We start from the raw sequence: 13639 nt of genomic DNA on the forward strand, positions 1-13639 counted from the left end.
CCTTCGTCATCGCACGGTGCTCCTGTACCAGTGGCGCCACATGCGGGGAGACCGGAGGCGCAGACGCGTGGTCACGGGGTTCTGCCACCAGAGCATCCGCAGGCTGGACCACTGGTCGTAGCGGCGCGTCGACGGGCGTACGCGCAGATCGTCGAGGATCGTCACGGGCTGGCCGGTGACGTGGCCGTGGGCGGTGAGGCGGGCGAAGAACTCCACGTCCTCGCTCATGAACAGGTCGTCCCGGTACCCGCCGACGCGCTCGAAGGCATCGGCGGTACAGAACTGGTTGACGCCCTGTGCTCCCCCGAGCCGGGCGCGGTAGTGGTCCCAGTAGGCGCACAGCAGGCGGGCCCCGAGGCGTTCAGGGGTGTACAGCGGAGGAATGGCACCGCCGACGGCCCCGGCGTCCATGGCTGCAGCGGCTGCGGTGACCGCCTCCAAAGGCAGCGCCACGTCGGCGTCGGTGAAGAACAACTGGCCGCCCAGTGCGGCGGCCGCTCCGGCGTTGCGGGCCCGGCCGATACCGCGGACGGTCTCGGTCATGACGCGGACGCCGAAGGACGCGGCCATGTCGGAGGTGGTGTCGGTGCTGGCGTTGTCGACGAGGATCACTTCTCCTGTGCGGCCGGTGGTCTCCTCCCAGCGGGAGAGCGAAGCGAGGACGGAGGGCAGGTAGCGGGGCAGGTAGGCGGCCTCGTTATAGGCCGGGATCACTACCGACAGGGCTGGGGTGGTCATCGGCGCGTCCTTTCCGGGCGGCGGGTGCGGAAGAGGTGAGGGGTACGTCGGCTCAGGTCGTCCAGGCGGCGTTCCCACAGGGCGCGGTCGTCGCCCGGGGAGGAGTACGCCCAGCAGCGCATGGTGTGGAAGACGGCCCAGGCGGCCAGCAGTTGGTGGTCGAGGGCGAGGGGGTAGGCGTCGGTGACCGTGCGGGCCCGGAGCGGAGAAAGGGCGTCGGTCATGACAAGCGTCTGGGCGACGTCGGCCTCGCGGAGGCCGACTGCGGCATCGGTGAAGTCGACCAGGTGACGGGCGGCTCGGAGGCGGTCGAGCACGACGTTGTCCGCGTGCAGGTCGCCGTGGCACCACACGAGCGTCGTGGGGGCGTCGGCGGTGATGGTGGCCAGGGCGGGGCCGATGCGCTCCAGCCTGCTGGGCGGGCAGCGACGGCCGAGCGAGGTGGCCTGTTCGTAGAACGGCCTTCGCGGTGCCTGCGGTTGGACGGGCGCTCGGTGCAGGCGGCCGAGTAGGCCCGCCAGGTCTTTCAGGCCCCGCGCGTCGGAGATCTGGCCGACGCGCACAGCGCTGCCGAGGGTGAGTGGGCCGAGGTCGGAAGTGATGAGGGCCGTCGCCTCGTGACCGGGGACGTTGCCGTATCCGATGACGACCGGTACGAGAACATGGCCGGTCACCGCTCGCATCGCAGCCCTCTCCGTGTACGCATTCCGGCGTGCGGTGGCTGCGTACAGCTTGATCACGACGCTTCGCCCGTCCATCAGGCCCACCCGGTACACGGCCGTGCGCGAGCGGGCGGACAGACGGCACGCGGTACGAACCGGGGCACCGGCCAGAGTGAGGGCGGCGCGCGAGACGGCGGTCGGGACTGCCACGGTCACCGCACACCCACCGGTTCCGCGGCGACGGCGCCCAGCCGACGTACCTGCCTCATGACGCCCGCCAGGTGTCGGCGGTACTCGACGACGTCCTCCGTGACGGGGCAATCGGCCTGCCACGGCTTCTCGGGACCGACGAAGTGCACGAGGGCAGCGGCAGGGTCGGACTTCGGTGGCCGCGCGACGACCCGGCGCACCCAGTTCCCGCGCTCAAGGAACCGGCCGACCTCGAACCGGTTGAACCCGCCGGCCACCGGCCGCACTTGGCCGGATCGCAGAAGCCACAGGTTCAGGGCGTCCTGGTCGTTGTGGAGTATGTGGTGCCGGGCGTGTGTCAGGGCGTGCTCGGCACCCCGGCGGACGCGGGGCATGTGGTCGGTGTGAAGCCAGAGCACGCCCGCGTTGAAGTAGGGGCGTCCGCGCAGGTGGGGCCAGCGTTCGGCGACTCCGGGCAGGGCTGGGCACTGGCCGATGGCCGGATTGAACTCGTCACGTACGGCACCGGTCTCGTCCGGCAGGAGCGAACCCAGCGGGTCGGTGAGGTCTCCCCGTACGAGGACATCCGCATCCACGTAGATCAAGTAGGGCCGACGGACGAAGGCCCGGGTGAACTCGAAGCGCAGATAGGTGGTGATGCTGATGTAGGAGGCGTCGGCCATCCGCGAGGTCCGCAGCGGAACGCAGCGGCGGATGTCGAAGGAGCCGAAGCCCTTCCGCTTGGCAAGGTCGGAGAAGAGCAGGGCCTGTGTCCGGGTGAGGTCGAGCGTCAGCACGCGCACGGCGGCGCTGCGGCGGGCCGTGGGCGTGAGACTGTCGGCCAACCCGCAGAGGACGGCGAGACCGGGGGCGAGGTACTGCTGGTCGATGCACAGGCCGAACGCATACATGGGTGATCCGCCTTCCGGGCGTGGTGCACGGGCATGACGAACGAGTCGAAGGCTGTCGGAGGAGACCAGCGGTAGGGCCTACGGGCTGTCGTGGACTCCGCGGCGGGCGATGATTTCGAGGGTGTCGGGGTCGCCGGTCTCCCAGTGGGGGCCGCCGCCGACAGGTGGTCGTAACACCCACACGGTGCCGCGGGCTCGGACATCGGTGACGATCGCGCGCCTGCCGCTTCCGTCCCTGACGAGGTCGCCGACCCACGCCCCTGCCGCGGTCACGAGGTGCCTTCCCCGGCCGCATCGGTCTGCGGTGGCCATACGGAGGCCGCATCTGCGATGTCACGTCGCCGCTCTCGCTGGCCGGGCGTGCAGCGGACCGGCAAGGCCCCCGCCACGTCGGTGAGGAACCCACCCCGCTCGCGGATGAGAACACCGAGGCTGGCGAACTGGGCCGCATCGACCGCGACATGAGTCAGCGCACCGACGACGATCCCCCTGATCATGCCTGTGGACAGGGCGGCCGTGACGGCCTGCCAGCCGGGGCGTTCCGCGAGTGGCAGGCCCGGGTCGGAGTCGGACCAGGCGCCGGCGACGTGCCAGTGGCGTGCGTCGGCGTAGTAGCGACCCCGCTCCTCTCCCTCACGGACGGCGGTGGAGGTGAGGGCGCAGACGTAGACGGCAACGGGAACGTGTCCCAGAGCGCCGGATGGATTGATCGGCATGCCCACAAGGCTGCTGGGCTGTCGGGCACGGGCCCAGACACGGCCCGTGGCTCCGACGACGGCTCGTACTCAACTCCCCTGCCACGCCTCGTGACAGGGGAGGGAAGCCGGCTCGGATAGGTGCAACGATCCGTATCAGTAGTGCAGATGGCAGCAGCCGCACTGCTACGGACCGTTGCAGTGCTGACGAGAGTCAGCGCACAGCGAGTGGAACGCCTGCGGAGTCAGCGAGACCCCTGAGCCGGTGAACGGACACTCCGGCGAGCCGACTGATGATGACCCCGGGGAGCATCTGGTGGCGCACCCATCCCGGAGCCATCGTGCAGACGTTTTGGAGCGTGACGGCGGCGGCGTCCCACCGCCGACATTCGACCTGGGTGAGGGCGACGTCCAAGCCGTAGCGGGCCCGGGTTGCCAGGGGGACGGCCTCGTTCAGGCGAACGGTATCCATCAGCCGCAGCGCTCCGGCAGTGTCGCCGAGCGCCACGGCGATGCTCATGGCCTGCGTGGCGGCGTACATGGGCCCGTACGGCTGGGCATGGGAGCCACGAGCCCGTTCCTCACCTATGCGGGCAGCAACGGCATGGGCTTGAGACAGATATTCGCGGGCGCTGTCCGCTCCGGCGCCACCTCGGGACGCGGCGACAGCGGCGTTTGTGACGAGCTGCCCGTACACGCTCAACCGGTCCGGATCGTGCTCGCTCATCCTGGGTTCGATCCGGTCGGCCTGGGCTGCGGCGAGAAGGAAGCCCTGCTTCGTACGGCCGTCTCGAAGGTTGACCCACGCGGTCGTCGCGGCGAGGTGGGCGTCCCGTAGATCGTCCCCGGTCTGCACGGCGATCTGGCGGCCGTACGTCAGCGCCGCGTACGCGAGATCGCGTGAACCGAGCACGTTGGCCGCCATGCCAGCAGTCTGGAAGGTGTCGATCAGAATGCCTGCTGCGGCTTCCCGCTCGGCGCTGCTTGCCGCGTCGAACCTGGCTCGCGCCTCGGGGAGGAGCCGGCCCAGGAGGGTGCCGAGCTCGGTGTACCTGCCTCCCCAGTAGGCGGCGTCCGCGCGACGGACGACTGCACGGAGCTCTTCGGTGGTACCGGGCTCGACATCGGCGGGGATACCGATGGCAGCGTCATGGGTGGCTGCGGAAACTAGGCGCAGAGCGGCGCGTTCGTCGCGGTCCATGGACCGCCGGGGAGCCTGCTGTCCGAGAAGCACAGCGATGTCCGTGCCGAGCGCGTCGGCGATCGAAAGTAGAGAGGGGAGGGACGCCGTCCCTCCGCGTTCGAGCTTGCGGACCACACCGACGGACACAGCGGCGGCCTCGGCCAACTGCTCCTGGGTCATGGCGCCGCGGAGCGCCTTCATGCGCTCCGCGGTGGTGTACTCAGACCACTGCATGATCTAGAACCTCCGCGTAATGGGATCCACACGGACAGTACTGGGTGAGCAGTGGCGCCGACAGGCTTTGCCTGGACTGCAGTTGCGCTTACGTGACGGACGCCGCCGTCACGCCGAGAAGTGCCTCCAGCTCGGTCACCGCGGCGTCCTCGTCCGTCGCGTGGACGGTGGTGATGCCCAGCTCGGCGGCCGGCGGGAGGTTGATCGCGTGATCATCCACGAAAACACACCGCTCGGCCGGGACGCCGATGAGATCGAGGGCGAGCTGATAGATGGACGGGTCGGGCTTGGCCAGCCCCACCAGCTCGGACACGACGTGTACGTCGAACAGGTCCCAGATGCCGACGTGTTCGTAGGGGTTGAACGGATCGAGGCCGAAGCTGTTGGACAGCAACGCGAGCCGATGGCCGGCCGCACGCGCGGAGCGGGCGAGCGCAACCATCCGACGAGAGACGGGCACCTCCGCCCAGGCCCGCCCCATCAGGTTCACCGGATCCACGTGCTCCCCGAGAAGAGCGGCCGTGCCCTGGTTCCACTCAGTCTGCCCTATCTCGCCGATCTCCAACGCCGCGTAAAGGCGGCGCCCTTCGGGGTGATCGTTGAGGGTGCTGCGCCACGCTCCGGGGGCCAGCCCTTCGGAGATGCACCAGGCCCGGTGGACGTCGACGGGGCTGGCGGTGAGCACTCCGGCGAAGTCGAGGATCAGACCACGCTCTTCACGCCCGCTGGCGACGTCTCTGCTGTGCGACATCCGGCGATTCTCCCCTTCCGCAGTTGGTCTCCAGGGGACGCTACCGCGCGGCGTTGCGGCCGCGCGCAGAGCCCGCCACTGTCACCGCCCCCGTGTAGTCAGCAGAGTGTGTTAACGCTCCAGTCCTTGCTCTCATTCGATGCTCAGCGTCCAGTGCACCGAGCCAGGACCAATGGCGCGGTCGCACGTGAGTACGCGGAAAGAGGCGGTGATGTTCGTCAGTCTTCCTGACAGCGCCCATCGCTCTCCGTAGCCTGATGGCATACGGAGAGGTAGGGGGATGCATGACGGATTATGGCTTTGTGGCCGAGAGTGTTGCCGCAGCACTTACCGGACTTCTAGTCACCGATGCCTACACGTCAGCACGTCCGCGGCTGAGCGCGATCTTGAGCCGTTCGCGAGGCAATGAAGGTGTACGAATCGAAGATCTTGATCGTCTTCGCGGGGTAGACCCTGCGGCCTTGCGTAACGCCGTGCACGAGTACGTCCACCGACTTGCGGCGTCTGACGAACGCCTTGTGCGGCAGCTCCGAGACGCCCTGGGAGTCGCGCAGCCCCAGACCCAAATGACTGTGCACGACAATCAGTTCCATGGACCAGCCCAGATGGGCGGTACTCAGATCATCGACATGCGCGGTGGAACATGAGCCCGAACCCTGACGCCTCGGAGGTTCACCACAACGTCTTCAACGCGCCTGCCGTGATCGGCGGGACCCAGGTGATTGGTCTCACTTCTGCTTCGACGCCCTCGCGGCCGTCGGTACCCTCGCAGGTCTGGGCAATGATCATGCTGGCTTGGGCGTTCAGCCCAACGCTGGTGTGGTGGACTCAGTCGGTTTCTGGTGGGGGGCTCTTCCCAAGGCTGGAAGACCTCGTTCATGCGGTCACGCCGTACATCTGGCTGGCGGGGGGCATCGCCATCTCCCTCGACGCAGTGGGCTACTTGCTGTATCGGCACTGGACTCTGGCGCAGCGAGTTATCACTCACCCCGTCACGTGGAAGCGGCGACTGCTCGCGGTTGCGTTTGGGGGTATAGCTCTGGCCCTAGGCAGTTTCATGAGCGGTATGTAGCTCGTCAGCCCAGCGTGTGAAGCCGTAACCCTTTGCCGGCCAGGTTGGGCGGCGACGGTGCGTCGTCCTTGTGCAGAGGGACTGCTGCTCAACGGGCTACCGGTGCGTGAGCGGACGTTCCGGCGCAGTCCGGCACCGTGTGGCGAGGCACCAACAAGCCTGTGTGACCAGACTGTCCAGGACTGCGCAGCACCGCCCGGCCCTGGCCAGGGCTTCTACCCCACACGGCATACCTGCTGCGGAGTGAGAGAAAAGTCTGAGCTGCGGCGGAGTGCCCCGACCGGTTTCGACCGGTCGGGGCACTCCGTTGTTCAGGTGCACCCGGCTGATCGGTAATCCCCCACTCACCCGGTGCCGCGCCCCTCAAGGTGCCGCTAACGACTACTCGGGCTGTTGCAGGATCGACTCCTGAGCGTGAGCCGGGCACTCGAGGTTGCGGACGATTGTGGTCAGGTCGTCACTGCCGGGGCAGATGACGTCACCCCATACCCACAGACGGCAAGCAGCGCCACAGACGCTCGCGGAAGGTGTCGCCGCTGCGGCGGTTGCACCAGTTCGAGAGAACACGCCAAGCCGTGCGACGGAGCAGTCCTCCACGAAAACTTCCTAGGGAAAACGACGAGTTGGCTGCGAAACGTCGCGGTGGACGCTACGGTCACAGTGTTGACTTGTCTAACCTGAGCGCAGAGGCTCAGGAGCTCCGACGTATGGACACCGGCCACAACCGTCGTCTCACGGGTGTATGTGCACTCACTCTGCGATAGCAGTTCAGCAGACAGAATTCTTTGGCGTCCAACTCAAACGCCGACCGGTGCGGTGAGCGAGGTTCTGGCATGCCAAATTCTGCAAAGAAGCGAGCTGCACACACCCGCAAGGCATATTCAGGTGAGATTTACGAAGCTGCGCTTACGGGGATATCAAACGATCGCACCCATGGATTGGATTCATGCGCGTCGGGGCAGCGGAAGATGAACGCTTTGCTTGCCCTCGGCCTATTCAATCGCGGCGAAGATGGCGCACCTCCTGCGAGGTGGCTGTTGAGCACCCTCACCTGGTACACAATCACCGTGTCGCCCCGGTGGAATCAGATGGTATTCATCAGCGATGCCCCGGATAACGTCACTAGGTATCTGGTGCCGCATGGTGACAGCACCCCGAGGCTTCCCGGAATGCGATTGCGGGATGTATACGACTACCGGACGTACGCCCTGGAGCATGTCCCCACAGGGGCACGGTTGGTAGTCACGAGTCGGCTGGACGGAAAGCTGCAGGGGGTGCGAGAAGGTTCGCACTTCGACTTTCGCACGCTTGAGGACCCATTGGACTTGGCAGAGGAGCGCCAGCTTGCCGACGTCCCGCCGATGAGCGAAGCGGCGCAGACCCTGTTGGCCGGCATGGTTGCCCGTATGTCGATGACCGACCCCAAGGGGCGGTGGGCTACAGGGAACTGGTACTGGGACCCCTTGGGACGTGATGACGGCAGGGGGCGTGACGATGACTCGGATCCCCAGCGCAGGCTTTGGGGAGCGGGAGGTGAATGGGAGGCCCAGTGGACAGGACTCCCCTATCCGGAAGATGTCGCGGCCTCGCTGACGGATCCTAGGGTCGGCATTTCTGGAGCGACGCTTGGAAGGAGCAAGAGAACGTATGACGTGACTCTCGGCGATTCGGTTCTCAAAATCTACGCCTAGCGACAACTTTGAGAACCGGTCCACAGGTTTCCTTCGCGTAGAGAGTTATCGTCGTGTTTGAAATTCCTCAGAGCGCTCTTGCTGAAATGCCATGGTGGGCTACATTCTTCTTGATTCTTCCTTTTGTTGTGCTGCGCCTCGTCCGCGCCGTACTTCCAAAAGAGTCGCGCGACCTCTACATGTGGTGGGTTGCCTATTGGGAACACCGCCGCAAGCGTGCTGCCTTAAATAGGTGGAGGCGCGAGAGTCGAGTCGTTACGGAGGAAGGAGGGCAGGAGCAAGGGCCCTCTTCTCCTTGAGAGTGCGGGTAACCTCGTCGCGGATCGGTGAGCGTTTTCAGCGAGGTCACTGAATCTTTCTCGGTAAAGGTTCGTGACGGTTCGTGATCTTCGGTCAGGCGGTGCGGCCGTGTTCCAGCTGGAGCAGGACGAGGGCGGCTCGGGCGATCCGGGTGATGCCGCTGGGGTCGAGGCTGACCCGGCGCAGGGCCTTTAAGGTGACCTTGAGTAGGGCGTTGGCCCGCTCGGCGACCGCATGGACGCCTCGGATGACCGAGTTGAACGCCTGCTGCTCGTCGTCGAGTTCGCTGCCCTTGGGCTTCTTGACCGGGTGACGGAAGCCGTCGCCGGCGCTCTCGTAGCCGAGGTCGGTCAGGGTGGGAATATCCAGGGTGGATGCGAGCCGGTTGAGGGCGTCGACCAGGCCGTGGGTGCGGGCGCAGGTGGTGTCATGCTCGCGGCCGGGGCGGACCGGGGAGACCCAGATCGGCCAGCCGTCGGGGGCGGAGATGACCTGGACGTTGCCGCCGTGGTGCTTGCGCTTCCCGGACCACCAGAGGTCGGCGCCTTTGGGGCCGGGGGCGGCGACGCGGTCAGTACGGATGACAGTGCCGTCCAGGTTGAGATGGGTGTAGCCGGCGGCCGGCGCCCGTTCCAGCGCGGTGGACAGATCCGGGGCGTGGTCGGCGAGCACGGTCAGCCCTTCGTGCAAGTAGCGGTACGCGGTGGGCACCGAGACCCCATTGTCCTGGGCGAGTTGAGCCAGCCAGGTCCCGTCGACGAACCATCGCAGCACCAGGACACCCTGCTTGAAGACGCCCAGAGCGCGGGTTCCCCTGCGGGTGCCGAGCCGTTCGCGGTGCTCGCGCAAGAGTTGGGCGAGAGTCTCGGCGGTCTCCCTGCCGACATCGAGTGTTGCGGTGTAGGTGATACTGGTCAACGCGTGAAGCCCCTGGGTTCCGGAACGTGATCTTCGCGGACCTGTTCCTACCAGGGGCTTCTCGCGTATCTGATGCCGGATCAAGCCCGTCTGATGGCCTGACCGGCCAGGGGAAGATCGCGGATCTGTCGGACGGGCGACACGGGCCAATACTCTGAGTCCCGTCCGCACTATCTGGGAGAGTCATGACAAGTAGGTTCACCGAGTTGGTCGTTGACTGCCACGATCCGGAGAGGCTAGCGGCCTTCTGGTGCGAGGTTCTGGACTTCAAGGTGATCGACCGGAGCGAGGGCAAGGTCGAGATCGGCTCCTGGATACCGACCATCGAGGATGTTCGAGCCCGCCAGATGCCGCCCACCTTGGTGTTCATCCAGGTGCCCGAGGACAAGACTGTGAAAAACCGGCTTCACCTCGACGTCAGCCCGATCGACGGCAGCACCGAGGTAGAGGTGACCAGATTGCTCGGCCTCGGCGCCACCAAGACGGACGTGGGCCAGGGCCCAGACCGAAACTGGGTAGTCATGGCAGACCCCGAGGGCAACGAGTTCGACGTCCTACGCACCCTGGCACCGCAGACCTAGGCCGCGGGCACCCGTACCCCGTCACACACCGCAACCGCTACGTTGCCGAGAAGACCTCACTGATCGGGTGAAGGGCGGTGTGGGATCGGAGTACGCAACGGACAGGGCGCCCGCACCGTTGAAGGAGGTGTTCGACGCCTCAACTCAGCAATGCGGGAGCCCTGTTGGTTCCCGGCCGACAGAGCAGGACATGCTCCTCCGAAGCCGAGCCTCTCAACGCGAGAGGGCGAGCGCCTTCCAGAAGGCGTAGTGGTGGTCGGCCGCGAAGTCGGTGCGCCCGATGTGGCCGGACGCGAGTCGCTGCACGTACGGGCTGCGGTCCGTGAACGGCTTCCACGTGGGCAGACCGCCACCGTCCATCCGGCCGGTGGCGGCGAACCGGCTCCAGTAGGCGGTCACCGTTTCCGAAAGTCCGGCCTGCGCGGCATCGAGCGGCTCGAAGAGGTCGTTGTCGAACAGGTAGGCCAGGTCGACCATGTGGCCGGTGCCGAGCGGGAAGCTCGCCGGTCGTGGCACGTTCTTGAAGTACGGGGCACGGGCCTCGGCGAAGTCGTAGGCGTGGACGCGGGTGTGGCGGGCCAGTGCGCGCTGGGTGTCGAGCGCCGCGGTCGACCACTCCGAGTCGGTCAGCACCGCCGACAGCGCCGCCCCGGGGGCCGCGTAGTCGGCGACGGGATACTCCGCCAGGACTGCGGGAGAGTCCTTCCCGAACTGCTCGGTGACCTTCTCTGCGTACGCCTCCGGTGTCAGCGGCGTACCCGTCATGACCTCGTCGAGCCCGGCCAGTCCGCTCATCTCGTCATGGGTGGAGCCGTGCAGCACCGGCACCCGGGCGAACCGGCCGGCGGCGATCGCCCGTGACGGGGCCTCGGGCAGCACCATGCCGTCCACCACGGGCCGGTAGCCGTCGTGACCGGAGGCCGACGCCTCGATGAGCTCGGGCGTGGGCCTGCGCCGCAGGCAGGAGTCGACGGTGCGCGGATCCTCGCAGTGCGCGGCTTCGGCGAAGGCGCGGCCGTTGGCCTCCGCCTGGGCGCGGGTGAACGAGCCGTCCGGTCCGACGCAGCCCGCACTCTGCACGATCGCCTTGCTGAAGAGCCCGCGCGCTCCGGGCGAGACCAGTTGGGCACAGACGCTGTAGCCGCCACCCGACTGCCCCATGATCGTGACGTTGCGGGGGTCTCCGCCGAAGGCGGTGGCGTTGCGCTTGATCCACTTCAGCGCGGCCTGCTGGTCCAGGAGACCGAGGTTGGCCGGTGCGCGCAGGCCGGGCGCGATGAGGAAGCCGAACGCGCCGAGCCGGTAGTTGATCGTCACGACCATGGCGCCCTGCTGCGCGGCGGCCAGCTCGGCCGCACGGTAGGTGGCTCCGTCGCCATAGGTGAAGCTGCCGCCGTGGATCCAGACGATGACCGGCAGCCGTCCCGCCGCCCGCCCGGCCGGAGTCGTGACGTTCAGGTGGAGGCAGTCCTCGTCGCCGCCGCCCTCGATCGCGATGGGCTGGTCCGTCGGCTGCGCACAGGCGCTCTTCGGTGCCCGGGTGTCCAGCGGCGACGACCACGGACGCACCGGCTGCGGCTCCTCCCACCTGCGCTCCCCGGTCGGCGGAGCCGCGTAGGGGATGCCCTGAAACGTGCGCACCGAGCCGGCGGCCAAGCCCTGGACCTGGCCTTCCGCAGTCGCCACCCGTGTGGGGACGGCTCCTCCTCGGTCACCGGATCGCGCCGGGGCGGGGCCGGCCGCGACCAGCGTCACGGCGAGCGCCGCGGAGACGGTGGCCGCGGCAAGGGCGGCGACGCGGGACTTTCTGATGCTCATTCGAGCTCCCGGGATCGGTGCGGGCTTTGATGCTCGGAACGGTATTCAGGATTTGGGCATCTGCGCAATACGTTTGCATCATTCGATCGCCCAAGACGATCGCCTGATGCGTTTGCCTGGCACGGACGTGCAGAGCGTTGCTAAAGTCCGCGTCATGGGAAACCGGGAGAAGCTGCTGGAGGCCGCCAGGCAGTGCCTCTTCGCCAAGGGCTACGAGCGCACGACCGTCCGCGACCTGGCTTCGGCGGCGGGCGTCAGCATGGCCGCGATCGGCTATCACTTCGGCTCGAAGGAGGCGCTGCTCAACCAGGCGCTCTTCGAGGCGCTCGACTCGGGGGACCAGGCCTTCGGGCCGTCATCCGGCGACACCGGCCTCGACGCCCTGTGGAGTCGTCTGATCGAGGCCTTCTCGGCCAACAAGACTTTCTGGATCGCCAACCTGGAAACCGTCCTGCGGGCTCAACGCGACCCGGAACTGCGGGAGCAGGTGGCCGCCGGACTGCGGCAGGGCCGCAGCGGGATGGCACGCGAGGTCACCGGCACTGCAGAGGCGGAGCTCTCCGAAGAGACGATCCGCACCGTCGGATCGGTGCAACTCGCCCTTGTCAGCGGTCTGATGATGCAGCATCTCACCGACCCGGAGTCCGCTCCCACCACCGACGAGGTACTGGTCGGCCTGCGAGCGCTGGCCGCCGCCCTGCCCGAGGAGGAGTGAGGCCCGGGGCCCGAAGCCCTCCCCATCCCCCGAAGGCGTCGGAGCGCCCGAGATCCGGCCGCACAGCCGGTCGAAGCGTTCAGACAGGCGCTCCCACGTGCACGTATTCGGTCAGATCGAGCCATGCATTACGGCACATTTGGCCGAAGGCGGTCTTCAGCGCCACCACCCCACGCGCCGATGCACAGGACACCGACCATCGAGGAGTCCGCCGTGGGCGACGTTCTGCTGGCCCTGTCCATCCCCGTACTCGTCTTCGGCGGCGGCATCTACGCGGCCTGCGACTGCTGGTGGCGCCGCAGGCACCCGGCGCCACCGTCCCCGTACACCCACCGGGCGGCCCGGCTGGCGGAGCAGGACATGCTGCTCCTGGCCGAGGAGGTCATCGACGACGCGTACGCCGCGCTCGGCCCCCTCTACGACGTCCCGGCCACCACCCCGTGCCCCGCCGGACCGACTTCCGGACCGCCCACCGGGCTCAGCGGACCGCCTGCCGGGTTCAGCCCCCGTTCGTCCCGCTCGTCCCGGTCGTCCCGCTCGTCCCGGCCGGACGCCACCCCGGATCGCGCCCCGTCACGGCCAGCAGCCGCTCGAAGGCGTTAGCGCCCTCCCCCACCGGGAACGGCTCGCCGAACACCTTCATCGCGCGGGCCTGCGGGGCCATCGCCGCGAGCCCCGGGCCCACCTCGTCGAGCACGCTCCGCTCCGGCGCGAAGTCCGCGCCGGTCGCCCGCGCCAGGTCCCAGGCATGCACGGTCAGGTCGCCGAGCACCATGAGCCCGACCGTCCGGGCCGGCAGCCCCATCCGCCCGGTCGTGCCCTCCTCGGCGCCCGGTGCGTCCCACGCCTTCACCAGCCGGGCGGTCTCCTCGCCGAACCCGGCCCGCCAGTCGCCCGTCACGAACTCCGGCTCCCGGCCGAAATCCACCTCCTCGCGCGCCGCGAGCGCCTGGAAGTTCACCACCACCAGGAACAGGTGGTTCAGCAGCGCCCGTACGTCGTACTCGGCGCACGGCGTACGGTCGCCCAGCTGCCCGTCGTCGATGCCCCGGACCACGGGCAGGGCCCGGGCCGCGGCGGTTTCCAGCAGGTCACTGATCTTCTGCGTCATGCCTCCCACGCTCCCCCACCGGTCCGCCCGCGTCTTGAAGAAACGCGACAGGCAGGCGGAGGAAGCGCCG

Annotated in this window: 15 protein-coding genes; 4 read left to right on the forward strand and 11 right to left on the reverse strand. The window is 67.8% G+C overall.

Annotated features, from left to right (window positions below; all coding sequences use genetic code 11):
• Positions 1-6: 6 nt before the first annotated feature.
• The 8 genes from ACIQPT_RS08770 to ACIQPT_RS08805 all read right to left on the reverse strand — a co-directional run bounded on the left by ACIQPT_RS08770 (position 7) and on the right by ACIQPT_RS08805 (position 5956).
• On the reverse strand, positions 7-738 hold the full coding sequence (locus ACIQPT_RS08770; protein WP_401154068.1) for a glycosyltransferase: 732 nt from the start codon (positions 736-738) through the stop codon (positions 7-9).
• Positions 735-1616: a phosphotransferase gene (locus tag ACIQPT_RS08775; RefSeq protein ID WP_401154071.1), complete on the reverse strand. Its 882-nt coding sequence runs from the start codon at positions 1614-1616 to the stop codon at positions 735-737. Before ACIQPT_RS08775 ends, ACIQPT_RS08770 begins: the two co-directional genes overlap by 4 nt.
• Positions 1613-2500, reverse strand: coding sequence for a glycosyltransferase (locus ACIQPT_RS08780; RefSeq protein WP_401154074.1), 888 nt, complete (start codon positions 2498-2500; stop codon positions 1613-1615). The genes ACIQPT_RS08775 and ACIQPT_RS08780 overlap by 4 nt, the downstream gene beginning before the upstream one ends.
• A 78-nt stretch (positions 2501-2578) precedes the next feature.
• Positions 2579-2773, reverse strand: coding sequence for a hypothetical protein (locus ACIQPT_RS08785; protein WP_401154077.1), 195 nt, complete (start codon positions 2771-2773; stop codon positions 2579-2581).
• A complete protein-coding gene (locus ACIQPT_RS08790) occupies positions 2770-3216 on the reverse strand; it encodes a hypothetical protein (protein WP_401154080.1) in 447 nt (148 codons plus the stop codon). Before ACIQPT_RS08790 ends, ACIQPT_RS08785 begins: the two co-directional genes overlap by 4 nt.
• Positions 3217-3409: 193 nt before the next feature.
• Positions 3410-4558 carry a helix-turn-helix domain-containing protein gene (locus ACIQPT_RS08795; protein ID WP_401154082.1) on the reverse strand — a complete coding sequence of 383 codons (1149 nt, stop codon included), beginning with the start codon at positions 4556-4558 and terminating at the stop codon, positions 3410-3412.
• 142 nt (positions 4559-4700) lie between these two features.
• Positions 4701-5363: an HAD-IA family hydrolase gene (locus tag ACIQPT_RS08800; protein WP_401154085.1), complete on the reverse strand. Its 663-nt coding sequence runs from the start codon at positions 5361-5363 to the stop codon at positions 4701-4703.
• Between the two features lie 359 nt (positions 5364-5722).
• Positions 5723-5956: a hypothetical protein gene (locus ACIQPT_RS08805; protein WP_401154090.1), complete on the reverse strand. Its 234-nt coding sequence runs from the start codon at positions 5954-5956 to the stop codon at positions 5723-5725.
• 1516 nt (positions 5957-7472) lie between these two features.
• Here ACIQPT_RS08805 and ACIQPT_RS08810 point away from each other — a divergent pair.
• Complete coding sequence (locus ACIQPT_RS08810) at positions 7473-8126, forward strand: hypothetical protein (protein WP_401154093.1); 654 nt, start codon at positions 7473-7475, stop codon at positions 8124-8126.
• 393 nt (positions 8127-8519) lie between these two features.
• Here ACIQPT_RS08810 and ACIQPT_RS08815 read toward each other — a convergent pair whose 3' ends face one another.
• Positions 8520-9344, reverse strand: coding sequence for a transposase family protein (locus tag ACIQPT_RS08815; protein WP_401154095.1), 825 nt, complete (start codon positions 9342-9344; stop codon positions 8520-8522).
• 185 nt (positions 9345-9529) lie between these two features.
• On the opposite strand from ACIQPT_RS08815, the gene ACIQPT_RS08820 reads away from it, so the two are divergent.
• A complete protein-coding gene (locus ACIQPT_RS08820; protein WP_376253153.1) occupies positions 9530-9925 on the forward strand; it encodes a VOC family protein in 396 nt (131 codons plus the stop codon).
• A 213-nt stretch (positions 9926-10138) separates the two neighbouring features.
• Here the strand turns inward: ACIQPT_RS08820 and ACIQPT_RS08825 are convergent, their stop codons facing one another.
• Positions 10139-11743: a carboxylesterase/lipase family protein gene (locus ACIQPT_RS08825; RefSeq protein WP_401154098.1), complete on the reverse strand. Its 1605-nt coding sequence runs from the start codon at positions 11741-11743 to the stop codon at positions 10139-10141.
• A 154-nt stretch (positions 11744-11897) separates the two neighbouring features.
• On the opposite strand from ACIQPT_RS08825, the gene ACIQPT_RS08830 reads away from it, so the two are divergent.
• Entirely contained in the window at positions 11898-12458 is a 561-nt protein-coding gene (locus ACIQPT_RS08830) for a TetR/AcrR family transcriptional regulator (protein ID WP_401154101.1), read from the forward strand.
• A 180-nt stretch (positions 12459-12638) separates the two neighbouring features.
• On the forward strand, positions 12639-13061 hold the full coding sequence (locus ACIQPT_RS08835) for a hypothetical protein (RefSeq protein ID WP_401154104.1): 423 nt from the start codon (positions 12639-12641) through the stop codon (positions 13059-13061).
• Here the strand turns inward: ACIQPT_RS08835 and ACIQPT_RS08840 are convergent.
• The gene (locus ACIQPT_RS08840; protein WP_401154107.1) at positions 12958-13569 is read right to left on the reverse strand and encodes a TIGR03086 family metal-binding protein; all 612 of its coding nucleotides are present in this window, start codon (positions 13567-13569) and stop codon (positions 12958-12960) included. The genes ACIQPT_RS08835 and ACIQPT_RS08840 overlap by 104 nt on opposite strands.
• Between the last annotated feature and the right edge of the window lie 70 nt (positions 13570-13639).

This window comes from Streptomyces sp. NPDC091289 (assembly GCF_044757365.1).
GTDB lineage: Bacteria > Actinomycetota > Actinomycetes > Streptomycetales > Streptomycetaceae > Streptomyces.

What these genes read in the sequence shown, in the direction of transcription:
- ACIQPT_RS08770 (WP_401154068.1), bottom strand. Translation starts at nt 738, where the DNA reads ATGACCACCCCAGCCCTGTCGGTAGTGATCCCGGCCTATAACGAGGCC.
- ACIQPT_RS08780 (WP_401154074.1), bottom strand. Translation starts at nt 2,500, where the DNA reads ATGTATGCGTTCGGCCTGTGCATCGACCAGCAGTACCTCGCCCCCGGT.
- ACIQPT_RS08790 (WP_401154080.1), bottom strand. Translation starts at nt 3,216, where the DNA reads ATGCCGATCAATCCATCCGGCGCTCTGGGACACGTTCCCGTTGCCGTC.
- ACIQPT_RS08795 (WP_401154082.1), bottom strand. Translation starts at nt 4,558, where the DNA reads ATGACCCAGGAGCAGTTGGCCGAGGCCGCCGCTGTGTCCGTCGGTGTG.
- ACIQPT_RS08800 (WP_401154085.1), bottom strand. Translation starts at nt 5,363, where the DNA reads ATGTCGCACAGCAGAGACGTCGCCAGCGGGCGTGAAGAGCGTGGTCTG.
- ACIQPT_RS08805 (WP_401154090.1), bottom strand. Translation starts at nt 5,956, where the DNA reads ATGGAACTGATTGTCGTGCACAGTCATTTGGGTCTGGGGCTGCGCGAC.
- ACIQPT_RS08820 (WP_376253153.1), top strand. Translation starts at nt 9,530, where the DNA reads ATGACAAGTAGGTTCACCGAGTTGGTCGTTGACTGCCACGATCCGGAG.
- ACIQPT_RS08825 (WP_401154098.1), bottom strand. Translation starts at nt 11,743, where the DNA reads ATGAGCATCAGAAAGTCCCGCGTCGCCGCCCTTGCCGCGGCCACCGTC.
- ACIQPT_RS08830 (WP_401154101.1), top strand. Translation starts at nt 11,898, where the DNA reads ATGGGAAACCGGGAGAAGCTGCTGGAGGCCGCCAGGCAGTGCCTCTTC.
- ACIQPT_RS08835 (WP_401154104.1), top strand. Translation starts at nt 12,639, where the DNA reads ATGCACAGGACACCGACCATCGAGGAGTCCGCCGTGGGCGACGTTCTG.
- ACIQPT_RS08840 (WP_401154107.1), bottom strand. Translation starts at nt 13,569, where the DNA reads ATGACGCAGAAGATCAGTGACCTGCTGGAAACCGCCGCGGCCCGGGCC.